The organism is Amycolatopsis sp. AA4, from assembly GCF_002796545.1.
Classification (GTDB): Bacteria; Actinomycetota; Actinomycetes; order Mycobacteriales; family Pseudonocardiaceae; genus Amycolatopsis.
In genome coordinates, this window is record NZ_CP024894.1 from 1,248,946 (window position 1) to 1,275,084 (window position 26,139).

The 26,139-nt window shown below is 69.7% G+C and carries 21 protein-coding genes; 14 read left to right on the plus strand and 7 right to left on the minus strand.

Annotated elements, in window-relative coordinates; translation table 11 throughout:
* Positions 1-3: 3 nt before the first annotated feature.
* Positions 4-1,170 carry a macrolide family glycosyltransferase gene (locus CU254_RS06020; RefSeq protein ID WP_009073741.1) on the minus strand — a complete coding sequence of 389 codons (1,167 nt, stop codon included), beginning with the start codon at positions 1,168-1,170 and terminating at the stop codon, positions 4-6.
* Between the two features lie 272 nt (positions 1,171-1,442).
* On the opposite strand from CU254_RS06020, the gene CU254_RS06025 reads away from it, so the two are divergent.
* The 6 genes from CU254_RS06025 to CU254_RS06050 all read left to right on the plus strand — a co-directional run bounded on the left by CU254_RS06025 (position 1,443) and on the right by CU254_RS06050 (position 6,604).
* Positions 1,443-2,345 (plus strand): ABC transporter ATP-binding protein, encoded by a 903-nt coding sequence (locus CU254_RS06025; protein WP_037712700.1) that lies wholly within the window; start codon positions 1,443-1,445, stop codon positions 2,343-2,345.
* Complete coding sequence (locus CU254_RS06030; RefSeq protein ID WP_009073745.1) at positions 2,342-3,076, plus strand: ABC transporter permease; 735 nt, start codon at positions 2,342-2,344, stop codon at positions 3,074-3,076. The genes CU254_RS06025 and CU254_RS06030 overlap by 4 nt, the downstream gene beginning before the upstream one ends.
* Positions 3,077-3,130: 54 nt before the next feature.
* Positions 3,131-3,778, plus strand: coding sequence for a hypothetical protein (locus CU254_RS06035; RefSeq protein WP_009073747.1), 648 nt, complete (start codon positions 3,131-3,133; stop codon positions 3,776-3,778).
* Positions 3,771-4,076, plus strand: a complete 306-nt coding sequence (locus CU254_RS06040; RefSeq protein WP_009073749.1) for a transcriptional regulator — start codon at positions 3,771-3,773, stop codon at positions 4,074-4,076. The genes CU254_RS06035 and CU254_RS06040 overlap by 8 nt, the downstream gene beginning before the upstream one ends.
* A gap of 1 nt (position 4,077) precedes the next feature.
* A complete protein-coding gene (locus CU254_RS06045; RefSeq protein WP_009073751.1) occupies positions 4,078-5,397 on the plus strand; it encodes a DNA polymerase IV in 1,320 nt (439 codons plus the stop codon).
* Between the two features lie 79 nt (positions 5,398-5,476).
* A complete protein-coding gene (locus CU254_RS06050; protein WP_199785814.1) occupies positions 5,477-6,604 on the plus strand; it encodes a CapA family protein in 1,128 nt (375 codons plus the stop codon).
* 3 nt (positions 6,605-6,607) lie between these two features.
* Here CU254_RS06050 and CU254_RS06055 read toward each other — a convergent pair whose 3' ends face one another.
* Positions 6,608-7,630 (minus strand): family 2 encapsulin nanocompartment cargo protein polyprenyl transferase, encoded by a 1,023-nt coding sequence (locus CU254_RS06055; protein ID WP_009073756.1) that lies wholly within the window; start codon positions 7,628-7,630, stop codon positions 6,608-6,610.
* 528 nt (positions 7,631-8,158) lie between these two features.
* Positions 8,159-9,391, minus strand: a complete 1,233-nt coding sequence (locus tag CU254_RS06060; protein ID WP_009072274.1) for an IS110 family transposase — start codon at positions 9,389-9,391, stop codon at positions 8,159-8,161.
* A 358-nt stretch (positions 9,392-9,749) separates the two neighbouring features.
* On the opposite strand from CU254_RS06060, the gene CU254_RS06070 reads away from it, so the two are divergent.
* The 3 genes from CU254_RS06070 to CU254_RS06090 all read left to right on the plus strand — a co-directional run bounded on the left by CU254_RS06070 (position 9,750) and on the right by CU254_RS06090 (position 13,406).
* Complete coding sequence (locus CU254_RS06070) at positions 9,750-10,511, plus strand: DUF4239 domain-containing protein (protein ID WP_009073760.1); 762 nt, start codon at positions 9,750-9,752, stop codon at positions 10,509-10,511.
* A 3-nt stretch (positions 10,512-10,514) separates the two neighbouring features.
* A complete protein-coding gene (locus tag CU254_RS42900; protein WP_009073762.1) occupies positions 10,515-11,750 on the plus strand; it encodes a hypothetical protein in 1,236 nt (411 codons plus the stop codon).
* Positions 11,751-11,840: 90 nt separating this feature from the next.
* Positions 11,841-13,406: an esterase-like activity of phytase family protein gene (locus CU254_RS06090; protein WP_037712703.1), complete on the plus strand. Its 1,566-nt coding sequence runs from the start codon at positions 11,841-11,843 to the stop codon at positions 13,404-13,406.
* 6 nt (positions 13,407-13,412) lie between these two features.
* Here the strand turns inward: CU254_RS06090 and CU254_RS06095 are convergent, their stop codons facing one another.
* The gene (locus CU254_RS06095; protein ID WP_009073766.1) at positions 13,413-14,426 is read right to left on the minus strand and encodes an autoinducer 2 ABC transporter substrate-binding protein; all 1,014 of its coding nucleotides are present in this window, start codon (positions 14,424-14,426) and stop codon (positions 13,413-13,415) included.
* 262 nt (positions 14,427-14,688) lie between these two features.
* Between CU254_RS06095 and CU254_RS06100 the strand changes: the two genes are divergently transcribed.
* The gene (locus tag CU254_RS06100; protein WP_009073768.1) at positions 14,689-15,147 is read left to right on the plus strand and encodes a DUF4396 domain-containing protein; all 459 of its coding nucleotides are present in this window, start codon (positions 14,689-14,691) and stop codon (positions 15,145-15,147) included.
* A gap of 3 nt (positions 15,148-15,150) precedes the next feature.
* Here CU254_RS06100 and CU254_RS06105 read toward each other — a convergent pair whose 3' ends face one another.
* On the minus strand, positions 15,151-15,939 hold the full coding sequence (locus CU254_RS06105; RefSeq protein ID WP_199785815.1) for a hypothetical protein: 789 nt from the start codon (positions 15,937-15,939) through the stop codon (positions 15,151-15,153).
* 52 nt (positions 15,940-15,991) lie between these two features.
* Positions 15,992-18,868: a BTAD domain-containing putative transcriptional regulator gene (locus CU254_RS06110; RefSeq protein ID WP_009073777.1), complete on the minus strand. Its 2,877-nt coding sequence runs from the start codon at positions 18,866-18,868 to the stop codon at positions 15,992-15,994.
* 720 nt (positions 18,869-19,588) lie between these two features.
* Here CU254_RS06110 and CU254_RS06115 point away from each other — a divergent pair.
* Positions 19,589-21,550, plus strand: a complete 1,962-nt coding sequence (locus CU254_RS06115; RefSeq protein ID WP_009073779.1) for a protease pro-enzyme activation domain-containing protein — start codon at positions 19,589-19,591, stop codon at positions 21,548-21,550.
* 105 nt (positions 21,551-21,655) lie between these two features.
* Here the strand turns inward: CU254_RS06115 and CU254_RS06120 are convergent, their stop codons facing one another.
* A complete protein-coding gene (locus CU254_RS06120) occupies positions 21,656-22,867 on the minus strand; it encodes an MFS transporter (protein WP_037712709.1) in 1,212 nt (403 codons plus the stop codon).
* A gap of 102 nt (positions 22,868-22,969) precedes the next feature.
* Here CU254_RS06120 and CU254_RS06125 point away from each other — a divergent pair, with 102 nt between their 5' ends.
* From CU254_RS06125 to CU254_RS06135, 3 genes are read left to right on the plus strand one after another with little or no spacing between them, the layout of a single operon-like run.
* Positions 22,970-24,343 (plus strand): cytosine permease, encoded by a 1,374-nt coding sequence (locus tag CU254_RS06125; RefSeq protein WP_009073783.1) that lies wholly within the window; start codon positions 22,970-22,972, stop codon positions 24,341-24,343.
* Positions 24,344-24,386: 43 nt separating this feature from the next.
* On the plus strand, positions 24,387-25,061 hold the full coding sequence (locus CU254_RS06130) for an SDR family oxidoreductase (RefSeq protein ID WP_037712712.1): 675 nt from the start codon (positions 24,387-24,389) through the stop codon (positions 25,059-25,061).
* Positions 25,058-26,083: an S-adenosylmethionine:tRNA ribosyltransferase-isomerase gene (locus tag CU254_RS06135; protein ID WP_009073787.1), complete on the plus strand. Its 1,026-nt coding sequence runs from the start codon at positions 25,058-25,060 to the stop codon at positions 26,081-26,083. The genes CU254_RS06130 and CU254_RS06135 overlap by 4 nt, the downstream gene beginning before the upstream one ends.
* The last annotated feature ends 56 nt before the right edge of the window (positions 26,084-26,139 follow it).

Genomic DNA, 26,139 nt, shown 5'->3' on the forward strand with positions numbered 1-26,139 from the left:
CGCTCAGTCCAGGAACTTCTCCACCGCGTCCGCAGCCGCGGCGATGCCGCCGTTGGCACGGAGTTCCGCACGCAGCTCGGCCAATCGCGCGGCCACGTCAGGCGAACTGCTGACCTCGTCGACGGCTTCGCGGAGGGACTGGGCGGTCACCTGCTCCGCGGGCAGATGTTTGCCGACCCCTAACGCCTCCAGTTGCGCGGCGTTGCCGAACTGGTCGACGGCCTGAGGAATGGCGACCGTCGGCACGCCGTACCACAGGGATTCCGTGCAACCGCCCATCCCGGCGTGCGTGATGAAGGCGGACGCGACGTCGAGGATCGCCAGCTGCGGCACCGTTTCGTGCACCTCGACCGACTCCGGCAGCGGGCCGAGGTCGTCCTTCGAGACGTGCTTGCCGACCGAGAGCACGACGTGCCAGTCCTCGAATTCGGTGATGCAGTGCCGGTAGATGTCGAGCTGGTCGTTGTACGCGGTGCCAAACGACACGAGCAGCACTGGTTTCCCGTCGGACGGCGGCGTCCAGTGCTCGGCGGCGCGCGCCGGGTCTAGGCACGGGCCGACGAACTGGACGCGGTCCTCCGGCACGCGGTCCGCGTTCGGCTGCATCGCGCGCGGGATCAGCGACAGGATCGGCACTGGTCGCGCGAGCCAGGTCCAGGCGTCTTCGGTGACGCCGTTTTGGGCCAGCCACTGAGTGAACGCTCGCTGGTAGTCCATTCCGGACGGTGACGTGCGGATCGGTTTGAGGACGTCGGCGAGTTCTTCTTCGTAGCCGTCCCAGGCGACGTAGGTGGGGGAGAGCTGCACCGCGGGCACGTCGTAGCGGAGGCCGAGCAGTGGGGCGCCGAGGCCGCCGATGTCGTAGAGCAGCAGGTCGGGCGGGTCCTGGTCGAAGGTTTCGAGCAGCTGCGGGTGGATCGCGACGGCCTCGTCGAGGAAAACGCGCATCGCTTCGGCCGGGTCCTCCGGCCATTCCGCGCCGGGACCGAGCGGGAAGATCGTGGGATGCGCGACGACGTCCGAGCCGGTCGCTGCGACCAGTTCGGCGAGCGGTTCGCCGACGACGTAGCTGACCCGGTGCCCGCGTCGCACGAGCTCGCGGATGATCCCCAGCGAGGGGTAGACGTGGCTCGGCGCGGAGCAGCCGACCATGACGAGGTGCTTGCCCATGAAGCGGAAGTGTCCTTTCCGGACGAGACGCGGTCCGGCACGCAGAGCGGGCGCCGCCTGGTGGCAGGCGGGCCGGAAAGTCGTGCCGGGATCAGGACTGGCGGCAGCGGGCAAAGATCGTCATGAAGCGGGACGGTAGTGCGGCTGGTTGCCAGGAGCAACCGGATTAGCCGACCCGGATTCCGCTTGGTGAACGACTCGGCATCACCCACTACTTTCCACCACAACCCACTTTGTGTTACAAAGTTGAAGACAGCGAACTGGGGGACGAGATGACGGAAGCGTTCAGGCTGACCGGCCTGGTGAAGCAGTTCAAGCAGGTCCGCGCGGTGGACGGCGTGTCGATGGCGGTGCGGCGGGGCGAGGTCGTCGCGTTGCTCGGGCCGAACGGTGCGGGCAAGTCGACCACTATCGACATGTTGCTCGGGCTTGCCTCGCCGGATGAGGGAAGCGTGCAAGTGTTCGGCGGGGCGCCTCGGGCGGCGCTCGACTCCGGGCGGCTCGCGGCGATGGTGCAGAACGGGTTCTTGCTCCGGGATGTCACGCCGGCCGAGCTGGTCGAGTTGCATCGGTCGATGTTCGAGAATCCCTTGCCCGCCAAGGAGGTTTACGCGCGGGCCGGGATCGGGGAGTTCGCCAAGCGGCGGTGCGGGAAGTTGTCCGGCGGGCAGCTCCAGCGGGTCCGGTACGCGCTCGCGCTCACGGGCGACCCGGAGTTGCTGGTTCTTGACGAGCCGACGGCGGCGTTGGACGTCGACGCTCGGCGCGAGTTCTGGGCGTCGATGCATGAGTTCACCGCGGAAGGGCGCACTGTCCTCTTCGCGACGCATTACCTCGCCGAGGCGGAGGACTACGCGGACCGCGTCGTGTTGATGCGGCACGGGAAGGTCGTCGCGGACGGGGCGGTCGACGAGGTGCGGGCGAATGTGTCCGGGCGGGTGATCAGGGCAGCGATACCGGGTGCCCGTGAGGAATCTCTGGCCGCACTCGCAGGGGTCGCCAGCGCACGCGTGCAGGGCGATCGCGCGGAACTGGGCTGCACCGACTCCGACCTGGCGATCCGGGCGTTGCTCGCGGAGTTTCCGCGGGCCAGCTCGATCGAGATCACCTCCGCGGGGCTGGAGGAAGCGTTCCTCGCCCTCACCTCCGACGAGCCGCAGGGAGCGCTCCGATGAACCTCGTCTACCTCCGCTTGGAGATCCTGCGCATCGTCCGCAGCCCGCAGTTCGCGTTGTTCACCATCGCGGTCCCGCTCGGCATGTTCCTGCTGTTCGGCGGGTTGTTCGGCGATCAGGTCGGGCCGGGCGGGATCAAGGCGAGCGTCACCACGATGATCAACATGGGCGCGTACGGCGCGATGAGCGGTGCGTTGTTCACCGGGACCCGCGTCGCGACCGAGCGGACGGACGGCTGGCAGCGGCAATTGCGGCTCACCCCGATGCGCGGGCCCGGCTATCTCGCGGTGAAGATCGCGTCCGCGATGGCGATGGCGTTGCCGGTGGTCGTGGTGATCTTCGTGGCCGGCGCGGTGCGCGGGGTGCAGCTCACCGCGGCGCAGTGGCTGCTCAGCGGGGTCTCGTTGTGGCTCGGCGCGCTCCCGTTCGCGGTGCTCGGGCTGCTGCTCGGCCTGTTCGGCAAGGGCGACACGGTGGGTGCGATGACCGGGGCGCTGATGCTGCCGCTCGGCGTGTTCGGCGGGTTGTGGATGCCGCTCGCGTTCCTGCCGGAATGGATGTCCGCGCTCGCGCGCTTCTTCCCTACGTACTGGCTCGGCCGCGTCGGCACGCTTCCGGTGGACCACGCCGGCGGGCTCGGTCTCGCGGTCGGCGTGCTGGCCGCGTGGCTGGTCGTGCCCGCGCTCGTGGTGGTGCGGCGGTTCCGGCTGGGCCCGGTGAAGGTCGCGTGACGTGTTAGCTTCCGTGCTGCATGCGGGGTCAGTACGGGGGAAGGGCGGTCCGGGGTGAACAACGACGCGGGGGACCCCGTCGAGGACGAGGGCGAGCCGCTGTCCGCGGCGGAGTCGCTCGAACTCATCGCCCTTCAGCACGAGCGGACGCGCCGGGAGCTGCGAGTCAGCCCGGCGCGTCTGCTCGGCGTCTGGGCGTTCACCTGGCTCTTCGGCTGGGGCCTCGTCTACCTCTCCGACGAGCGGTCGGCGGCGCTGCTGCCCGGCTGGGTCGCGGGCCTCGTCGTCGCGGTGCTCATGGCGGGCGCGATCGCCTATTCCGCTTGGCACGGCAGCAAACCCAGCCGGGGCATCCGCGGCCCGTCCCGGCGGATCGGCGCGATGTACGGCTGGTCGTGGGGGATCTCGTTCGCCGCGCTGTGCCTGATCGACATCCGGGTCACCAAACTCCTTCCCGAAGGCTCCGACCTCGTGCCGCTGCTGTGGTCGGGCACCTCGCTGCTGCTGACCGGCGCGCTCTACCTGGCGGGCGGGATGCTGTGGCAGGACCTGCGGCAGTACTTCCTCGGCGGCTGGATCATCGTGTGCGGCGGGGCGAGCGTCCTGGTCGGCGTGCCCGGCAACTTCCTCGTCCTCTCGCTCGCCGGCGGCGGCGGATTCGCGGTCGCGGCGCTGGTCTACGTGGTGCGGCCCCGTGACTGAGCTGCCGGAACTCGACCCCGTCATCCACGCCCAGGCGCGCCTGCGCGTCACGGTCGCGCTCGCCGGGCTGCGTCCGGCCGACCAGATCACGTTCCCGCGGCTGCAGCAGCTGCTGGAGATGACCGCGGGCAACCTCTCGACCCATCTGCGCAAGCTCGAGGACGCCGAGTACGTCGAGATCACCAAGGCTTACGAACACCGCACGCCGGTCACGCTGGTGCGGCTCACCAGCAAGGGCCGCGCCGCGTTCGAGACTTACACCAAGGCGTTGCAACGGCTCCTGGACGCCGGGACCTGAGATGTCTCGCTGGGTCGTGCACCTGGACCTCGACGCGTTCTACGCCTCCGCCGAGCAGCTCACCCGGCCGACGCTGCGCGGGCGCGCGGTCGTGGTCGGCGGAACCGGACACCGCGGCGTCGTCGCCGGGGCGAGCTACGAATCCCGCGAGTACGGCGTGCGTTCCGCGATGCCGATGTCGCAGGCTCGACGGCTCCTTCCGGCTGGTGGCGTCGTGCTGCCGCCGCGGTTCCGGTTGTACGAAATGCTGAGCAAGCAGGTTTTCGACGTCGTCAGCGAGGTCGCGCCGGTGCTGGAACGGATTTCCCTCGACGAGGCGTTCGCCGAACCGCCCGCGCTGGCCGGTGCTTCGGTCGAGCAGGTGACCGAGTGGGCCGAGAAACTGCGGACGCGGATCCGGGAAGAGACCGGGCTGACCGCGTCGATCGGGGCGGGGACAGGCAAGCAGGTCGCGAAAATCGGTTCGGACCGCGCGAAGCCGGACGGTCTGCTCGTCGTGCCGCCGGGGACCGAACGCGAGTTTCTGGCCCCGCTGCCGGTGCGCGCGTTGTGGGGGATTGGGCCGGTGGCGGAAGCGAAGTTGCGCACGATCGGCGTGCTTACCTTGGGCGAGCTGGCGGCGTTGCCCGAGCCGGACGCGGTGTCGACGCTCGGCGGCGTGGTCGGCCGCGACTTGCGACGGCTGGCGAGCGGATTCGACGACCGTCCGGTCGCGGAGCGCGGCGAGGCCAAACAGGTGAGTGCGGAGACGACCTTTGACGTCGACGTGGTCGATCTCGCCCGATTGCGGGCCGAGGTAAGGAAAATCGCGGCTGGCGCGCACGCTCGCCTGGTGAAGGCGGGTCGCGTCGCGCGCACTGTCGTGATCAAGCTGCGGCATACCGACATGAGCACGGTGACCCGCTCCGAGACCACCGCGTCGCCCACCGATGACCTCGAACAGCTTGCGGCTACCGCGGAACGGCTCCTGCTCGACCCGCAGGAGTTCGGCGGAGTGCGGCTCGCGGGCGTGGCGTTCAGCGGGCTTTCGGTGCCGCATCAGGACGCGTTGTTCAGCTTGACCGTGCCTGTGGCGACGGAGGAGCCGGTGGTCACTTCGGCGCCGTCGCCGGGCGGGAGCGCGCCCGTGTCGTCATCGGGGTGGCGGCCAGGCGACGACGTGGTGCACGCCGAGTTCGGCACGGGCTGGGTGCAGGGCGCGGGGCACGGCCGGGTGACCGTGCGGTTCGAGACGCGCACGTCCGGTCCCGGCGTCGCGCGGACGTTCGACCAGACCGATCCGGCGTTGACGCGCGGAGAACCCTCCGACTGCCTAGCCTGAGCATTTGGCCAGGTCACGACCGGGTTGTTAACCCACAAGGGTGATAAGGAAGGATGTGCCGGGCAGTCGGGCAAAGGGGATGATCATGACGAACACGCGCCGCGCCGCCGCCCTCGCCGGGGTCGCGCTGATGCTGGCGGCGTGTGGGAGCGAAGCCGCCCCGCACCGGTCCTCGGCCGGACCGTCGTCGTCTTCCTCGGCGGCCGCTTCGCCGGATTCGTTCACCGTCGTGGCGACCGGGGACGTGCTGATCCACCCGCGGCTCACCGACCAGGCCGAGGCGGACGGAGGCGGGAAAATCGACTACCGGCAGCTGTTCGCCGGGGTCAAACCGCTCGTGTCCGGCGCGGATCTGGGGATCTGCCATCTCGAAACGCCGCTCGCGCCGGAAGGCGGGCCGTACAGCGGATATCCGTCGTTCAGCGCGCCGCCGGAAATCGCGGACGCGTTGAAGGACACCGGATACGACACCTGTTCCACCGCGTCGAACCACACGCTCGACCAGGGCGCGGCGGGGGTGCAGCGGACGCTCGACAAACTCGACCGGACCGGGATCAAGCACACCGGTTCCGCGCGTTCGGCCGAGGAGGCGGGGAAACCGCTGATCCTGGACGTGCACGGGGTCAAGGTCGCGCAGCTGTCGTATTCGTTCGGGTTCAACGGGATCAAACGGCCGGCCGGGAAACCGTGGCTGGCCAACGAAATCGACCCCGGCGAGATCCTCTCCGCGGCGCGGGAGGCGAAGGCGGCCGGGGCGGAGGTCGTGATCGCGAGCCTGCACTGGGGAGTCGAGTACCAGCACGACGTGACCGCTGACCAGAAGCAGTTGGCGCAGAAGCTGACGGCGTCGCCGGATCTCGATCTGATCGTCGGGCATCACGCGCATGTGGTGCAGCCGTTCCAGAAGGTCGGCGGCAAGTGGGTGGCGTTCGGGCTCGGCAACGAGGTCGCGCGGCACGACGAACCTCGCGGGTCCACCGAGGAGGGCGTCGCGGCTCGGTTCCGGTTCAGCCGGGCCGGCGGGAAATGGACAGTGGACAAGGCGGAGTACGTGCCCACGTTGATCGACCTCGGGCCGCCGATCCGGTTGCGGGACCTCACGGCCGCACCGCCGAGCGAGCGCGGGAAGGAAGCGCTCGCGAACACCGATCAGGTGGTGCTTTCCCAGGGGGCGGGGGACGAAGGGCTGAGCCGGCCGGGGCGGTGACGGTCAGTGGTCCCGGCGGGTGATGAGTTCGGCGATCGCGGTCAGTTCGGCCGTCGCGCGCGGGGCGGGGTTGGCCGCGGTCAGGGCAGTCAGCGCGTCGGTGAGCAGTTCGTCGGCCTGGGCGTGGCTCCACGACCGGCCGCCGGCTTCGTCGACCAGCGCCGCGGCCTTGGCGAGGCAGTCGTCCGCGAGGGGCTGCCGGTACAGCATCGCCAGTTCCTGGCCGGCTGAGGTGCCGGAGGCGAGCGCCGCGACGACGGGGAGGGATTTCTTGCGGCTGCGCAGGTCCGAGTAGACCGGCTTGCCGGTGACCGCCGGGTCGCCCCAGATGCCGAGGAGGTCGTCGACGTGCTGGAAGGCCAGGCCCAGCGAGCGGCCGAAGCGGCCGAAACGTTCGACGTGCTCGCCGCGGCCTCCGACGACCAGCACGCCCAGCGTGCACGCCGCGCTCAGCAGGGCCGCTGTTTTGCCTTGGGCCATTCGGACGCATTCCGCCACTTCGACGTCGGTCCGTTGCTCGAACGCCAGGTCCTCGTGCTGACCGTGCAGCAGGTCCAGCACCGCGGTGCTCAGCAGGCGGGCGGCGGCCGGGCCGTCCGCGGACAGGACGTCGAAGGCCAGCGCCAGCAGGGAATCCCCGGCCAGCACCGCTTGGCCGGTGCCGAACACGGTCCACGCGGTGGGGCGGTGCCGCCGGGTGCGGTCGCCGTCCATCACGTCGTCGTGCAGCAGCGAGAAGTTGTGTGCCAGTTCGACGGCCACCGCCGCGGGAACGGCGTCTTCCGGGTCTCCGCCGCACGCCTCCGCGCACAGCAGGACCAGCGCGGGGCGCAGGGCTTTGCCGCCGGACGTGGTCGTCGCCGTTCCGGTTTCGTCCCACCAGCCGAGGTGGTAGCCGGCGATCCGGCGCATCGATACTGGCAGCCGGTCGACCGCCGCGCGCATCGCCGGTTCCCACCTGCTCCGGCTCCAGTCCAGCACCTCGGCCACGGAGCGGGCCCCGGTGCGGGCGTCCACGGTCGTCATCGTTCTCCCGCTTCCGGACGGGGCGCGGCGGCCACAGTGGACAGTGCGGAGGGGCTCGGGACGATCACTGCGAAACCACCTAACGTCGAAAACGCCGGAAGACAGCGCGAGCGGTTTTTCCGGAGAGGAATGCGAATCGTGAGCGGCGCCGCGCATCAACATAGCAAGGTGGATGTTCTCGACAATCACTCGATCGGGTAGCCGGGTCCGATTCACCTGTTTGCCGAAGCTCCTTTTCGGACATTGCCGGTGCTGTTGTCCGGCTGACAACCCGGGGTGCGTCACGGTGGGTCTGCTGCCGTAACCCGGTCGAGTGCGCGCGACCGGTATCCGCGCCGTTTTCCCTTGTCGAGCAAGAGCAATCGGGGGAATGCGTGCCCGTCCCGCTGCTCCGATCCGGCGAACCGCGCGGGCGGCGGGCGGCCACCCGGCTGAATCGCGGGTTTCGCCGTTGTCGGTTCCGGAATCGGCTGGATAGCGTCAGCCAGCGTATTTAGCCGCGCGAAAGACATCTCAGGTTGTTAGAAGTCAAGCCGTGTGGGCTGGAGGAGGTGGGAAGGCTTGGTGTTCGTCGTAGAGGCGGTCCGTCTGCAGGCAGTGGTGGAGTTGTCCGAGGAATTTGTTGAACAGGTGGCGTTGGGCTTGGTGGTTCCAGTCTCCGGCGGCGCGGCGGGTGTCGAAGTGGCGTCGTGCGCCGGGGCTGGCTCGCAGCGAGGCGAGCGCCCAGACGGGTCCGACTGCGGCGAGGCGGCGGTTTTTGATGTGGCGGTGCGAGACCACGGTTTTTCGGCCGCTGGCGCGGGTGATCGGTGCGGATCCGGCGTAGGCCTTCAGTCCGCGGGGATCGGTGAAGCGGGTGCGGTCGTCTCCGATTTCGGCGAGCACCCGGGCGCCGGCCAGCAGTCCGAGGCCGGGGAAGCTGGTGATGATCGTGGCGTCCGGGTGCTGTTCAAAATGTGTCCGTGCCGCCTCCGCCAGACTGTCGGAGGCGGCGCAGGCGGCCTCGAATTGGCTCAGCAGAGCCGAAAACTGGATGCCCATCGCGTTCTCCACGATCGGCGGTTGCCGCAGCCGCTCGGACCGGAACACGCCGTGGAGGCGGTCGACGTCGGCATCGACGTTGCGGCGGCGTCCGGCCTTGGTCAGCAGTGTCCGCAGCCGGGCGCGGGTCAGTGTCGCTGCGAGCGCGGGTGTCGGGGCGGCGGCGAGGACGGTGCGGGCGTCGCGGCGGGCCAGGCCGCCCTCGGGCTGTCCGGCGAACGCTTCCAGCGCCGCGGGGTAGAACTCCTTGAGCAGCGACCGGAGCTGGTTGCCCAGCTGCTGGCGGGCCCAGACCGCGTCCTGTTGCGCTCGTGCCAGCACCCGCACCGCTTGGGCCAGTTCGGTGTCGGCCGGCAGCGGTCGGTGCGCGGCCGCGTCGGTGCGCACGATGTTGGCCAGCAGCGCGGCGTCCGCGGCGTCGGACTTCGCGCCCGACACCTGGTGCCGGGCCCGGTAGCGCGATGCCGAGAGGGGGTTGATCGCGTAAATGGTGCGGCCGGTGGAGCGCAGCGCGGCGACGAGCAGCCCGTGGTCGGTTTCGATGCCGACCGGGATCTGCGCGTCGGCGGTGTCTCCGGCCTCGGCGAGCAGGTCGAGCAGCCGGGCGAACCCGGTGGCGTCGTCGCCGATGCGGGCTTTGGCGATCACGGTTGCGGTGTCGTCGATGATGGCGACGTCGTGGTGGGATTCGGCCCAGTCGATGCCGCAGAACAGTGTCAAACCGTCACGTTTCCTTTCCTGTTGCTGCTGCTCACGGGTCCAGGCGGGGTCACGCAGCGCCCTAATCGCGGGACTCGGCGGTCCGTCATCTCAGTAGCCGTTCGTGACTCCAGCACACCGCAGGGTCCTCGTTCTGTCGAAGAGCTCGAAGCTCGGGAACACATCGAGAGGTCACCTCCTGCGGCGGACTCGGGCCACGACATCCCACCACCACGATCACCAGTCCACCGGCGGACGCGCCGTTCTTTCACAAGTCGTCGAACGACGGGAACCCACAGGCGTCGCCCGCCGGCGGACCAGCACCAACCGACCCGGTCACGAGCCGGAAGAACTATCCCTACTACCGATTAGGAACCGGATGAACGTCTACGTGACCGGGGTGTTCTGGGTCGTCGGCGGGGCGATCGTCGCCGCGGTGATCGGCTATCTCGTGCGGCGCTTCGGCTGGGACGAGGGCCGCCGCGACAACAACGACGCCGCGGGCCAGGTGTTCACCATCGTCGGCGGGCTGCACGCGGTGCTGGTCGCGTTCGTGCTGATCTCGCTCTTCGACGCCGTCACGGCCACGCGCGAGGGTTCCTACACCGAGGCCGAGGGCCTGGTCGCCGCCACCTGGTCGGCGCAGGCGCTGCCCGGCGACACCGGCGAGCAGGTGCGGCGCCTGGCCATCGCGTACGCGACGACGGTCTCCAAGCAGGAGTGGCCCCGGCTCGTCGACGACGGCCCGGTCCCCGACACCGGCTGGACCCAGCTCGACCAGATGCGCCGCGTGGTCGCCAACGCGCAGGCCAGCGACGACTGGACGAACGACCGGAAGAAGGACGCCGCCGCCCAGCTCTGGCAGGTCTACCAGGCCCGCCAGACCCGGCTCACCGGCGCGGAAACCGACGGCGTCGGCGCGGTCATGTGGTTCGCGCTCGTCCTCGGCAGCGTCATCTCGATCCTGCTGCCGAACCTCTTCGGCGGCACGCGGATGGCGGCGCACCTGGTGATCGTGTCGACGCTGGCCGGCACGATCGTCCTGCTGCTGTATGCGATCTATCAGCTGCAGAACCCTTATGCCGGCGGCGCGAACGTGCATCCGGACGCGTTCACCACGGCGATCTCGCGGCTCGGCTGACCGGTGCGAGGTTCCCGGTACCTGACTGTGGTGGCCGCCGCGGCCGCGGTCGCCGGGCTGCTCGTCGCGTCCGGCTGGCTGGCTCCGGCGCGGCCGCGCGCGGCCGCGCCGTCCTGCCGGGTGCTGCAGGTCGAAAGCCGCGACGGGTGGTCGTCCGACATCGTGCGGTTGACGTTGCCCTCTGGCGCGCGGCATCTGTTGCACCACAGTCCTTTCGCGCTGAACGCCATCGCGTACTCGGCGGCGCAGGACGTGACCTACGGCGTCGCCGACGGACGCTTTCACGACGGCTGGCACGCGGTGCGGATCGACTCCGACGGCGAGCTGACCGACCTCGGCGCGGTCGGCCGCGACACCCACCACGGCGAGTGGAGCTGGGTGACCGGCGCGACGGCCGGGGCGATGTCCGGCAATTCCTGGTACGTGAAGCGCGCGACCAGTCTGTACACAGTGGACGTTGATCCGCGCAGTTCCGGCTATCTCACCGCGACTGGACCGGTGTTGCTGCACCCGTGGTGGCTCGCCTCGGGGATCGACGATTTCGCGTACAACCCGGAAGACGGTCTGCTGTACGGGGTTTCGTCCACCGGCGAGGGCGCGGTGGTCACGGTGAACCCGGTGACGGGGAAGGTCGCGAAGGTGCCGGGCGAGCGATTCCCGGAGGCTGTTTACGGTTCGGTCGTGTTCGGGCCGGAGCACAAGCTTTACGCGACGGCGAACTGGATCGACGGGCGGAGCGTCACGTATCGGCTGGACGGCGGGTCTCCGGTCGAGGTGAGCACCGGACCGCCGCTGGTGCTGTCCGACGGCGCCGGGTGCTTGGCCGAACCCCCGCCGCCGCCACCACCACCACCACCGCCACCCCCGCCGCCGTCGTCCTCGACCCCGCCGACCACCTCGTCGACGACTCCGTCTTCTCCCGCGCCGTCGACCTCGGCGAGCCCCACGCCGTCGTCAACCCCGGCACCTCAGCCGACGCCCCCGACGACGCCGAATCCAGCAACCCCGACCCCCACGCCGTCCCCGCAACCGCCGGACGCGATCATCCAGCCCATCCCAAGGCCCCAACCCCCGGCGCCGTCGCGCGCCGCCCCGGTGAAGGCCATCAAGAAACCGCCCGAGAAACGCGCGGCGAAAGCACACGACAACGTCAAGAAGCAGCGACGTTGGGGCGTGGCCGCGGTCCTGCTGATCGTCGGAGGAGGTGCAGTAGCGGCTCGTGCACGGCGCGCTCGTTAACGCGGCGGTCGTCTCGATGACCGACGTTGTCCAACTCGGCCGTCGAGACTCCCTCCGGCGTCGAAAAGACGTCAGAGGAGGAGAAAGCCGATGAAACGCGTGAAGATCGGGCTGGTCGCCGGGGCGCTGGTGCTGCCGCTGGCCGCTGCGGGCCCGGCCGAGGCCAAGGGGCACCCGGGCGACCATTACCGGGTGCGGGCCGGGCAAACGCTGCAGGTACGCGGCGACGCGCAGCGCGACGGCGCGGTAGTGCGGCACACCGATCCGGGACACGGCGCGCTGACCATCGGCCCGGACGGCTCGTTCCGCTACACGCCCGCCGCCGGGTTCACCGGGCGCGACACGTTCACTTACACCGTGAGCGACGCCGTCCGGCTGTACCCGACGGACTTGCCGCCACTCGGCACCGTCGGCGGCGTCAAGATCACCGGCGGCGGATACGGGTCCGCGCTCACTCCGGTGCCGGGCGAGCGCGACGAGTTCTACGGGCTCACCGACCGCGGCCCGAACGTCGACGGTCCGGACGGGTCCAAAGTGGAACCGCTCCCGTCGTTCACGCCCGCCATCGGCAAATTCCGGCTCAAGGGCGGGAAAGCCGTGCTGGAGCGGACCATTCCGCTGCGCGCGGCCGACGGTTCGCCGTACAACGGCCAGGTCAACACGTTGGCGAACACCGGCGAGACCATCGTGGACCTCGCCGGGAAGAAACTGCCCGCGTCGCCGAACGGCTACGACTCCGAGGGCTTGGTCGCCCCACGCGACGGGACGTTCTGGGTTTCGGACGAGTACGGCCCGTTCATCACGCACTTCCGCGCGGACGGCCGCGCGATCGAGCGGCTCTCGCCGTTCGACGGTTCGCTGCCGCAGGAGCTGAAGAACCGCGTGCCGAACAAGGGCATGGAGGGCCTCGCGCTCACGCCGGACGGCCGGACGCTCGTCGGCATCATGCAGTCCGCGCTGCAGCAGCCGGACCTCACGAAGAAGCCCAGCAAGGTACCCGCGCTGCGGATCGTCACTGTCGACCTGAAGACCCGCGCCACGCACGAGTACGCCTACCTGCTCGACAACCCCGACGAGACCGGCACCGCGGTCTCCGAGATCACCGCGCTCTCGTCGACCCGGTTCCTCGTGGACGAGCGCGACGGCAAGGCCGAACCCGGCGCGTACAAGAAGCTGTTCGAGATCGACCTGAGCAAGGCGACCGACCTCGGACCGGCGGCGAAGGTGCCCGGCGCGACGTACGACGCGGCCAAAGGCGGGCTTCTCGTGGACGGCGGCAAGAGCATCGAGGCGTACGTCGGCAAGGCCACCACCGCGGAGGCTGCGGACGCGTTGGCGAAGGTCGGGATGACGCCAGTGGCGAAGAAGCTGTTCCTCGACGTCGGCGGCCTGGTGACCGGGCTTGACCCGAGCGGGGGCTTCTTCGGGCACGACAAGGTCGAAGGCGTCGCGACGACCGACGGCGGCCGCACCGTGGTGATCAGCAACGACAGCGACTTCGGCATCGACGGGGTCGCGAACTCGGCGGCTCCCTACGCCCTGCACGCCAAGACCCAGCCGAACGGCCGGCCGGACGACGGCGAGTACCTGCAGGTGGACCTGGCGAAGCTGCCGGCGCGGACGCGCACGCTGACGGTGACCGTCGACGTGCGCTGACGACCGTCAGTACTTGAACTGATCCACGTTGTTCTGCGTGATCAGCAGGGGATCGCCGAGCAGCACGGTCCGGGTGGCCGCGTCGTAGTGCACCGCGGGAAGTTCCGGGCTCACGTTGTTCTTGGGCCGGAGCGGGGTGCCGGTCGCGAGCTGCTCGGCGGTCCACGCGGTGAGATAGCCGAGGGATTCGACGTTCCACAGCACCGTCATGGAACAGGAACCGTCGACCAGATACGGCTTCATCGTCTGCGGCGTCCCGGTGCCGACCGTGAACACCTGGCCGATCTTCTGCTGATCACGCACCGCTCGCGCGATGCCGGGCGTCGCCGTGGTGCACTGGCCGATCATGCCGGTGAGCTTCGGATGCCGGTTGAGGATCTCCTTCGCCAGCTTCGTGGCGGTGGTGGTGTCCTCGCCGGCGTACACCGTCTCGACCAGCTTCGCTTGCGGATAGCGTTGCGCCGCATACGTTTTCTCGGCTTCGATCCACGAGTTCAGGTTCGCCGCGGCGCGCCCGCACGAGACGATCGCGTACTCGCCGGCGCCGTCGGTCTTCTTCATCAGCGAGTCGACCAGCGCCGAACCGATGCCGTCGGCCGTCGTCTGGTTGACGAAGACCTCGCGCTGCGAATCGGCGGCGTCGGTGTCCGTGGTGAGCACGTGGATGCCCTTCTCCCGCGCCTCCGCGATCGTCGGGGCCAGCTCCGCCGGATCGTTCGGGGCGACCGCGATGACGTCCACGCGTTCGGCGATGAGCTGCCGCAGGATCGCCGTCTGCGCGGCCGGGTCGAGCGACGCCGGGGCGTGCAGCGACCACTTCGCCCCGAGCCGCCGGGAGGCCAGCATGCCGCCGGCGTTCATCGCGTCGAAGTACGGGATGCCGCCGATTTTCGGCACGAAGGCGATTTTCGCCGGCTCCGGAGCCGAGTCGGACAGGACCGGCGAGCAACTGGCCGCCACCGCCGCCGCGGTCGCCACGAGCGCCGCACCCAGCACGAGCGTTTTGGTCCGCCCTCGCATCCCCCACCGTTCCCCGGCTTTGTCACCTGGCAGCCGAAGGTAGGGCCAGTGGCGGCAGGGGGTCAACCGAACGCGACCAAACGGTTACGCAAGAGAGTTCGACCGCCGGACGGCGCAGCGTGCTCCTCGCCCACTGGGCACGTTTCGTCCGGGAAGCTCGGTCGTCCAATTCGGACACTCCGGCCTCCGGCGGTGCCGGGCGACGGTCATCACATCGGGCGATCTTGCCCTCCAGATACCCTAAGGGGGTATAGTTGCCAGCATGAACGAACACCAGCACGGAGCGTCTTGGTCCACCGCCGCCCAGGCGACGCTGCACTGCCTCACCGGCTGTGCCATCGGCGAAGTGCTCGGCATGGTTCTCGGCACCGCGTTCGGCCTGCACAACGCGGCCACTGTGGTGCTGTCCATCGTGCTGGCGTTCGTCTTCGGCTACGCCCTCACCATGCGCGGCGTGCTCAAGTCGGGCCTCGCGCTCGGCGCCGCCTTCAAGGTCGCGCTCGCCGCGGACACGGTGTCGATCGCGGTCATGGAGGTCATCGACAACACGGTCGTCGAGGCGATCCCGGGTGCGATGGACGCGGGCCTGTCGAGCGGATTGTTCTGGCTGTCGCTGGCGTTGTCGCTCGCGATCGCCTTCGTGGTGACGGTTCCGGTCAACAAGTGGATGATCGGCCGCGGTCGTGGGCACGCGGTCGTGCATGCCCACCACCAGCACTGAGGTTCAGCAGGACGGCACGGCGGTGTCGGCGCGGAGATAGGCCTCGGGCACATAGTGTCCGGGGCTGATCCGGTTCCAGCGCGTGGTTCCGTCCACTGCATCGCCTTGCACGGAACACTCGATCGGCACCTGCGCGGAGTCGGCGGCCAATCCGGCGGGCGGCGCGTCGTTGTTCGCGGACGTGCGCACGACCAGCGGCGCGCCTCCGGTCACCACGCCGGTGGCCGGGGAATCGCCGGTCCACAGGAAAGTGACGTCCACGTAGCTGCTGCCTTTGAGGCCGAGGCCGTCCCAGAACGTGCCGTCGGCCAGGTCGAGGCCGGCTGGATTGCGCACGGTGCGGCCGTGTTCGTCCTTGCCGCCGTTGAAGCCGTCTTGGTACGCCGCTTGTGCTTCCGGTACGCCTTGCGGCAGCGAGGTGAACGTCGCGCGCCGGTCGGCGGGGTTCCAGTAGTCGTCGTGTTCGTTCCACGGTCCGACATCCCACACCGGCGCGTACTCGCAGCGCGTGCCGTCAGTGCGGCAGACCCGGACGGTGAACGTGCCTCTTCCCTTGGACGACACCGTTTTCGTGGACGGGAGCGCGACGAAATGGTCTCGTTCGGTGATCCGGTGCCCGCTCGAGGTGGTGCCGCCGACGAGCCCTTCGCGGGTCGCGTAGAGGCGGTAGGTCAGCGGTCTCTCCAGCACTCTTCTGCCGTGCTTCGGTTTCGCCGAGGCGGGCGCCGGAGTCGACAAAGCGATAACTGCCATCGCGAGAAGCACGTGACCAGCCGCTTTCCTGGTGTTCATCAGCGCATCGTGGCCTGGCGCGCCGGTTTGGCCGCGCAACCGGGCCCGCGCGTCAGGCGGACACGATCCGGTGCGGTCCGGTTTTGCGCGGCCGTTCGTCGGCCGGGGCGTCGGCGGACAGCTCGCGGCGGATGGCCCGCGCGCGTTCGGCGTAGCTGCGGGACCGTTCGGGCTGGCTGAGCGCGGAGTGGAGTTCGCCGAGGAGCTGGGAGGCGTGGGCTTCGGAGCGGCGGTCTCCGTTGCGGCGGTGCACGCTCAGCGAGTTCACCAGCAGCAGCTGCGCGTGCGCGAGATCGCCGCTGTACAGGCACAATTCGCCCAGGTTCTGGTTCGCGTAGCCGACGCAGTGGTCGTCGCCGAGATCGGTGAAGACCGCGATGGCGCGCGTGACGTGTTCGCGGGCCTCGGCGAGGTTGCCCTCGCGCTGGTGCAGAAGCCCGAGCCGTTGCAGCGCATGGGCTTCCCGGTGCCGGTCACCGATTTCGCAGGACAGCTCGAGCGCGTCGGTGTACCACCGGCGCGCGGTCGCGTAGCACTTGCGCGCGACCCAGATCGAGCCGATCGCGATCCGGATGACCGCTTCGCCGTGCGGGTCGCCCGCTTCTCCGAACAGCCGGAGCGCTTCGTGGCAGGGTTCGAGCGCACGGTCGGTTTGGCCTTGCATTCGCAGCACGGTGCCGAGACCGGCGTAGGCCTCGCCGAGTCCTTGCTGGTCGCCGATCTGTTGGTACAGCTCGCGGGCGGCTTCGAAGGCGACCATCGCGTCCGCGTCGTTGTCTTGGTACAGCAGGACTTGGCCGAGGTTGCGCTGGACGACTGCCTCGCCGCGGATCGCGCCCGCCCGGCGGGCGGCTTCCAGGGCGATCAGGTGGGTGGCGTGCCAGTCGTCCTGGTGGCCGCGCAGGTCGAAGTACGGCGTGAGAGCGACGGTGAGCCGCCAGGTCAGGTCGTCGAAACCGTGTTCGGCGGCGAGCCCGACGGCGGCGACGCAGGTGGCGCGTTCGGCGGCGAACCAGGCGGCGGGGTCGGTCAGGAGGCGGTCCGCTTCCGGCGGCAGGGTGAGGTCGGTGTCGTCGTGGTACTGGCCGAAGAAGTGGATCGGCATGCGTTCGGCGGCTTCTACCGCCAGCGCCAGATAACCCTCCAGCACGCGGCCGAGCGCGGCGCGGGTTTCGTCGGGCTCGGCCAGCTCCGCGGCGTAGACGCGCAGGAGATCGTGCAGGCGGTAGCGCGGCTGGCCCGCGACGTCGGTGGCGACCAGTTCCACCAGGTGCGCGTCGACGAGCACGTCGAGGACGTCGTCGGCGGACTGCCGGCCCAGGACGGCGGCGACCGCCCAGGCGGGGAATTGCACCGGTCCCAGCGCACCGAGACGGCGGAAGGCCGCGGCGGCGGACATCGGCAGGAGGTCGTAGCTCAGGGTCACGCTGGCCCGGACGGCCAGGTCTCCGACGCGCAGTTCGTCCAGGCGGCGGTGCTCGTCGTGGAGACGGTCGGCGAGGATGCGCAGCGACCAGGCCGGCCGGTGCGTGAGCTTGGCTCCGGCCACCCGGATCGCCAGCGGCAGATGCCCGCATTGGCGCAGGATCGCCGCGGCGTCCTCGGGTTCGGCGGCGACTCGTTCGTGGCCGACGATGCCTTCCAGCAGCCGCGCGGCTTCCGGTTCGGGCAGGAGGTCGACGTCCACCGGGACGGCTCCGGCCAGGTCGGGCAGCCGGATTCGGCTGGTGACCAGCACCGCGCACGCGCCCGCGCCGGGAAGCAGCGGGCGTACTTGGGCGGCGCTGCCCGCGTCGTCCAGGACGACACACATGCGGCGTCCGGTGAGCTGGGAACGCAGGAGCGCGGCGCGTTCGGCCAGGTCCCGGGGAAGGCCGGAATCGGGGATGCCCAGTGCGCGCAGGAGTTCGGCCAGCACGCTCATCGGCGAGCGCGGGGACGACGACGTTCCGGCCAGGTCCACATGCAACTGTCCGTCCGGGAAAACGGTGCGGACCGCGTGCGCTACCCGTACGGCGATGGAGGATTTGCCGATGCCGGGCGGACCGGACAGGACGACGACCGCGGGGCGTTCCGCTTCGGCGTGGTGGCGGAGTTTCGCGACCAGACGCTCGGTTACTTCGCCGCGGCCGGTGAAATCCGGCAGGTCCAAGGGAAGCTGGCAGATCGGCGGGACTTTGCCGCACGGGACTTCGAGAGTCGTGCGGAGTTCGCGGAGGGCGGCGCCGGGGCTCGCGGACAGTTCGTCGGCGAGGGTTTGCTCGACCAGCTCGTACGCTTCCGCGGCTTCGGTGGTGCGGCCCGCGTCGCGCAACGCCGTGATCAGGTGGTGCCAGAGTTCTTCGCGCAGCGGGTGTTCGGTGACGAGCGCGCGGAGTTCGGCGATGACTTCGTTGTGGCGGCCCAGGGCCAGGCGGGCGCGCAGGCGTTGTTCCTGTACTGCCAGGCGCAGTTCGTCGAGGCGGGCGACGGTCGGGCCCCAGGTGGGATCGTGCGGGAGGCCTTCCAGTACCTCGCCGCGCCAGAGGGAGTGCGCTTGGTCCAGCAGGGCCAGGGCGGCTTCCGGGTCGTCTTGGGATTCCCAGGCTTCTTTGGCGAGTTTCGTGAAGACCAGGTGGTCCAGTTCGTCTTCCGGGACCGTGAGGAGATAACCGGAGGCACGGCTGGTGATGCGGTCGGCCAGGTCGGGGGAGGTCTCCGCGAGGCGTCTGCGGAGGGAGTGGACGTAGGTGCGGATGTTGGCGGCCGCGGAGCGCGGGGCGGTGGTCGGCCAGAGGACTTCGACCAGGGCCTCGGTGGAGACGACGATGTTGGGTTGCAGGGCCAGTGCGGCCAGCAGCAGCCTGGGCTTCGGGCCGCCCAGCGGTACGGCCCTGCCCTCGGCGACGACCTCCAGCGGCCCCAGGATCCGGAAGGTCAGCGAAATCAATTTACCCGCCTTGGCGGCAAGGTCCCCATGGTCGGCATGCTAGGAGCGTTTGGGGCGGTTAGCTAGATCCGGTGGGGGAGGAATACCCCATAAGGGGTGGTGTCGGGCGGGATGTCACTTGGGGTTTGGGCGGGGTTGGGGGTGAATTGTTTTCATGTGCGGGGGCTTGGGGGTCGGCTCGTCGCCCTGGCGGGCGACATTGCCGTCCCTGGTTGCGTGGGGCACCCCGAAGCTTGATTGTGCTGACGGTCTGGGGGTGCTTGTCAAGGCGGGAAAGATGCCTTGACAAGCACCCCCGGACCGCAGGGAGGCTTCGTATCGGGGTTGGGGGAGGGGCTGGGTGCCTCGATCGTCGGGTGCATTGGTGCGGTGGGGTGGTGGGGTGTGTGTGCCGGGGTGGCAGATGGGTGAGGTTCTGGTGTCGGTGATCGGGATTGTGCGACCTTCGTAGGTGGTGTTGAGGGGCGTCTAGTGCTGTGAGGGGGGTTTGGGAAAACGGGCGTTCTTCCGATTTCTGGACATTCCGCTGTGGACAGTGCGGATGAAACGGACTTTGGTCGCAGTTGTCCCTTGTGTCGCGGTGAGGGGAGCAGATAACGGTTCCGCACGGGAAAGCCGGACGCTTCCCTGGCGGGCGGGGGCAGTCCTAATCTCTTTCCGGCGGCAGGCGGGGTCGAAGCCGCGCAACACGAGGGAGTTGCTGTGCGTAGAAGCGTCACCATGTTTCTTTCGCTTGCGGTGGTCGGCGGTTTAGCCGCTTCGCCTGCCGTGGCGTCGGCTCAGGGGCGGGCGGACATTCCGCAATCGCATCCGGTCTGGGCCAATCCTCAGTCCAAGGTGGCCGACACCGCTGGGTCGTCCACTATGGACTTTCGGGTTTACTTGAACCTCAAGGACCAGGGCGCGGCCGAGGCCGCCGCGCAGTCGGTGTCCGATCCGAACAGCCGGAATTACCGGCATTATCTGTCGCCGGATCAGGTGCGGGACCAGTTCGCGGCTACCGACCAGACCGTGTCCGCGGTCAAGAACTGGCTGTCCGCAAGCGGATTCAGCATCGGCGAGGTGCCGTCCAACCGGGCGTACGTCGAGGCGACCGGTACCGCCGATCAGGTGCAGCGCGCGTTCGCGGTGACCTTGGGCAAGTACCAGGTCAAGGGACAGACGTTGCGCGCGGCGGACAAGGACCTGTCCGTTCCGGCCTCGCTGGCGAACGACGTGCTCGGCGTGATCGGCGTCGACCAGGCGACGAACCTGTTCAAGCCGGACCACACCGACGGCGCGGACCCGAGCGCGAAGAAGCAGTCGCGCGTGCAGGGCAGCCCGTCGACCGCGCCGCCCAGCAACGGGTTCCGCAATTCCGGGCCGTGCAGTGCTTACTACGGCGAGAAGACCGACACGACCGACCCGGCGTACAACGGCAAGCAGCTTCCGTACGCGCCGTGCGGTTACACGCCCGCGCAGTTGCGTTCGGCGTACGGCCTGGACCAGGTCGCGCAGTTCGGCGCGGACGGTCGCGGCACCACGATCGCCATCGTGGACGCCTTCGCTTCGCCGACGATCTACGCCGACGCCTCGGAGTACGCCAAGCGCAACGACCCGGCGCACCCGCTGACCAAGCAGCAGTTCAAGCAGCACATCTTCCCGTCGAACCCGGTGCTCGAAGGGCCGGACCAGTGCGACGCTTCCGGCTGGTACGGCGAGGAGACCCTGGATGTCGAGGCCGCGCACGGGCTCGCGCCGGGGGCGGACATCCTGTACGTCGGCGGGCAGGACTGTGAAGACCTGTCGCTGGACACCGCGCTGAACTATGTCGTCGCGGGGCACAAGGCCGACATCATCTCCAACTCCTACGGCGACACCGGCGAGGACATCCCGGCCGCCGAGGTCAAGGTGTTCAACCACATCTCGATGCAGGCGGTGCTCGAGGGCATCGGCGTGTACTTCTCCTCCGGCGACAACGGGGACGAGGTCGCCCGCCTCGGCACGCCGTCGCCGGACTTCTCCGCTTCGGCTCCGTGGGTGACCGCGGTCGGCGGCACGTCGCTGGCGGTCGGCAAGGACGGCAAGCGGATCTTCGAAACCGGGTGGGAGACCGGCAAGTCGACGCTGACCAACGGCGTCTACACCCCGGCGTTCCCCGGCGCCTTCAACGGCGGCGCGGGCGGCGGCACGAGCCGGCTGTTCGGCCAGCCCTTCTACCAGAAGGGAATCGTGCCGGACGCGCTGTCCACGAAGAACCAGACCGGCGGCGCGAAGGGCCGCGTGGTCCCGGACATCTCCGCGGTCGCCGACCCCAACACCGGCTTCCTGGTCGGCCAGACGCAGACCTTCCCGGACGGCGTCTACTACGACCAGTACCGGATCGGCGGCACGAGCCTCGCGTCGCCGGTGTTCGCGGGCGTGATGGCGGTGGCCGACAGCCTCGACCACTTCCACCACGGCTTCATCAACCCGGTGCTGTACCAGCTGACGTCGCGCACGTCGGCGATCCACGACGTCCAGCACGTCGACGGCGCGGTGCAGCGCGTGGACTTCGCCAACGGCGTCGACGCCTCGGCGGGGCTGAAGACCTCCGCCCGGGTGCTCGACTACCCGAACCTGACGATCCACACGACCAAGGGCTACGACGACGTGACGGGCCTCGGCTCGCCGAACGGAGTGGCGTTCCTGTTGCTGGTGTGACCGAGGGGTGAAGGAAGGGCCTGCCGGGATCCCCTGGCAGGCCCTTCCTTGCGTGGCGGTCCGTGAAGGGCTCCTTGAGGGAATCAGATTCCCTCAAGGAGCCCTTCACGGCACGCGGACCGGCGGATGCCGCAGCGCGCGGACGGCGGCCGAGCGCAGCGGGGACAGCGCGGTGACAACGAGGACGATCCCGCCGACGAGCACCACCTGCGGGGCGCCGAACGCGGCGCCGAGCGGTCCGGCGAGCAATTCGCCGACCGGAATGCCCGCGTACGAGCCGAAGTCGTCGAACGCGGCCATCCTCGACAGCGAATGGCCCGGGATGTTCTCCTGCATCGTCGTGTCCCAGGCGACGGCCAGCACGCCCGCGCAAAACCCGGCGACGAACGTCGCCCCGGCCAGCAGCACGACCCCCGCGTGCAGGCCGAGCGCGAACAGCGGCAGCGCGGTCAGCGCCGCGCTCGCCAAGCCCACTGGCAGCAGGCGGCGCGGCGCGACGCGGTACATCACCAGCCCGGCCAGCAGCGCGCCCACCGCACGCACGCTCAACACGACGCCCCATCCGGTCGCGCCGATCGTGTCCCGCGCGATGCCCGGCCCGAGCACCAGCCAGCCGCCGGTGAAGACGACGTTGTAGACGGTGAACGCCGTCGCCACCCGCCACAGCCACGGGATGCTCCAGAACTGCCGCCAGCCGGTTCGCACACTGTGCAAGACGCTGTCTTGCACAGTGTGCTTCGCCGGGGGCAGCGTGACGAGCTGGTACAGCAGGGCGGCGAGCACGAACGACACGCCGTCGACGGCGATCGCCCAGCCCCCGCCGACCGTGCCGACCAGCACGCCGGCGGCGGCGGGACCGGCCACCTTCGTGAGGTTCTTGCTGGTGCCCAGCAGCGAGTTCGCCTGGCGCAGCGAGTCCGGCGGGACGATCTGCGGCACGATCCCGCGCAGCGCCGGGGTGGTGAACGCGGTGCAGATCCCGCCGAGGAACTCGGTGACCGCGAGGGCGGCCAGCGAGTAGTTGCCGGTGAGCAGGATGGCCGCGGCGACCAGTTGCGCGGCGCCCGCGCCGAGGTTCGACAGCCGCAGCACGCGGTTGCGCGGGAACCGGTCGCCGACCGCGCCGCCGACGAGCAGGAACGCCAGCAGCGGGACGATCCCGGCGGCGAGCACGACGCCGAGGTCGGTCGGGCCGCGGCTGCTGCCCAGCACGGCGAAGGCCAGGGCGACCGGGGTCATGGCGCTGCCCAGCAGCGAGACCAGCCGTCCGGCGTAGAAAATCGCGAACGCGCGATGGCGCAACGGTGCTTCCCCCATTGCGGCGATCCTGCCGAGATCGGGTCGGGAACGCCACAGAGTATTGGCGCGGCCGGGCGCTCCGGTTCAGACTCACGGGTCAGCCGGGAGAAAGGGCAGGGCATGAGCGGAATCGACGCCGAGGTCTTCGGTGGCCGGATGCCGTCCGGAGCAGGGGATTTCGCGATCGAAACGCACGGAATCACCCCGATCCCGCACGCGAACCGGTTCGGCAGGCCGTGGCGGCTGGCGGGGGTGTGGTTCGCGCCGAACCTCACCATGACCGCCGTCTTCACCGGCACGCTCGGCGCGACGCTCGGGCTCGGGTTCACCACCGGGTTCGTCATCGCGCTGATCGGCACCGTGGTCGGTTCGCTGCCGGTCGCGTGGCTGTCCACCTGGGGTCCGCGCACCGGAACCGGCCAGCTGCCGCTCGCACGGCTTCCGTTCGGCCGCGGCGTCGTGCTGCCCGGCCTGGTGCAATGGCTCGGTTCGATCGCGTGGGACGCGCTGGTCGGGTTGTTCGGCGGCGAAGCGCTGGCCCAGCTCACCGGGCTGCCGTTCTGGGCCGCGGTGCTCGTGGTGCTGGTGCTGCAGTGCACGCTCGGCGTATTCGGTTACGCGGTGATCCACCGGGTCCAGGCCGTGATGAGCGTGGTGCTGGTTGTCGCATTTGTCGCGCTCGCGGTAAAGGTGGTGCTTGACCACCCGATCACCTTCGCCGATTCCGCGACCGGCGGCGATTTCGCCGGTGCCGTCGTGCTGTTTTCCACCATTACGCTCAGCCTCGCTATTTCGTGGGCTCCTTACGCCTCGGATTTCAGCCGCTACTTGCCCGCTTCGACGCGGCCGAGCGGCGTCTTCTGGTTCACGCTGCTGGGCCTGACGGCGTCGTACGCGCTCGGCGAGGGCATTGGTCTCGCACTCGGCACGGCGTTGGGCGACCAGACCGCCGCCGGAGTGTCGACGCTGCTCGGCGGTGGTGTGCTGGGTGCGGTGGCGTTGCTGGTGATCGCGCTGGCCGCGGTGTCGTCCAACGCGATGAACGACTACAGCGGTTCGCTCGCGCTGCAGACTGTCGGCGTGCGGGTGCGTCGTCCGGTGTCGGCGGTGGTCGTGACGGTGCTGGCGTTCGCGTTGATTCTCTGGATGCACAGCGGCGACCTGGCTGCGAAGTTCCAGAACGTGCTGCTGGTGGTGAGTTACTGGATCCCGCCGTTCCTTGGTGTCGTCGTGCCGGATTGGCTGCGCCGCACGCGTCGCGGCCGCGAAGTCGACGTGTTGGCTGAGCTGCGCCGTCCGGTGCGCAGCTGGGCCGCGATCGTGGCGTTCGTGGTCGGCTTCGCGGCGGCGGTGCCGTTCATGAACACGACTGTCTACACGGGACCGGTCGCCGCGGCGCTGCACGGAGCGGATCTGGCCTACTACGCCGGGTTCGTGGTTTCGCTGGTGGCGTACACGGTGCTGCGCGGCCGCCGGCCGGTTGACCTCCAGTAAGGTAGAGGTCGCACGCTGGCAGGTGCCTACTTCTGGAGGGACCATGCCAGTCGCTGTTGTCACCGGCGCTTCCGCCGGTCTGGGCCGGGCGCTCGCCTCGGCTCTCGTCCGTCGCGAATGGACAGTGCTGGGCACCGGACGCGACCCGGGCACGCTGCGCGCCGCCGCGGCCGACGCCGGGTTCACCCCGGTGCCCGGCGACGTCACCGACCCCGCGCACCGCGCCCAGCTGGCCGAAGCCGCCGGACCCCGGCTCGACCTGCTCGTCAACAACGCCAGCACGCTCGGCGTCAGCCCGCTGCCGCCGCTGGCCGAGTATCCGCCGGACGAGCTGGAAACTGTCTTCCGCACCAACGTTTTCGCGCCGCTCGCGCTCGCCCGGCTGCTGTTGCCCGCGCTCGCCGCGGCCAAGGGAGTGCTGATCAACATCAGCTCCGACGCCGCCGTGGAGGCGTACGAGGGTTGGGGCGGCTACGGTTCGGCGAAGGCCGCGCTGGACCACGTGAGCGCGGTGCTGGGCGTGGAAAATCCGGACATTGCGGTGTACGCCGTCGATCCCGGCGATCTGCGCACGGCCATGCACCAGGCCGCTTTCCCGGGCGAGGACATTTCGGACCGGCCGCTGCCGGAGACCGCGGTACCGGCTTTCCTGCGGCTGCTGGAGGAACGTCCGCCGAGCGGCCGGTTCAAGGCGGCGGACCTGCAGGTGCAGTCATGACCGCTCCACGCACCCGGTTCGACCTCGCCGAGGACCGCAGCGCGTCCGCGCCGCCCGAAGCGCGCGGGCTCGCCCGGGACGAGGTGCGGCTGCTCGCGGCCGGTCCGAACGGCGTGCAGCACGCCGTTTTTCGTGACCTGGCTGCATTTTTGCAGCCTGGCGACCTGCTGGTAGTCAACACTTCCGGCACGCTCCCGGCCGCCGTCGATGCGGTCCGGGACGACCACGTCGTCACCGTCCACTTTTCCACGGAACTCGACGACGGAACCTGGGTCGTGGAACTCCGCACCCCCGGCGGTCCGCTCCTCGACGGCCGCGCGGGGGAGCGGCTCAACCTGCCCGCCGGAGCCGTCGTCACGTTGTGCGAGCCGCACGTCGCTGGTGCACAACGGTTGTGGCGCGCGAAGATCGAAGTGGAAGGCAAGCTCCCGCAGTATCTCGCGAAGGTCGGTCGGCCGATTCGCTACGGCTATGTCCCGCGCGCGTGGCCGTTGCCGAATTACCAGACTGTGTTCGCGCTCGATCCGGGTTCGGCGGAGATGCCGAGCGCGGCCCGGCCGTTTACCGCGGAGTTGGTCACTCAGCTCGTCTCGCGGGGCGTGTTGTTCGCGCCGATCTTGTTGCACACCGGCGTCTCGTCGCCGGAAGCCGGGGAACCGCCGTACGGCGAGCGATTTCGCGTTCCGGCGACGACTGCCGCGTTGGTCAATTGGGTGCGCGACCAGGGTGGACGCGTAATCGCAGTCGGGACGACCGCGGTGCGCGCGATTGAATCGGCCGCTAATCCCGGCGGACTCGTCACCGCGGCGGCGGGCTGGACCGAACTCGTGCTCGGCCCGGACCGGCCCGCCCGCGCGGTCGACGGGCTGATCACCGGACTGCACGCGCCCGAGGCGTCCCACCTGCTGCTTCTCGAAGCCGTCGTGGGTGCGGAGCTGGTGCAGCGGGCTTACGACGCGGCGGTGCGCCGGGAGTATCTGTGGCACGAGTTCGGCGACGTCTCGCTCCTGACAAGCAGGTGAGGCCCGCGCCTGTCAAGTAATCCCACACAATTTCCCGGGATGCGGATGCATATGCA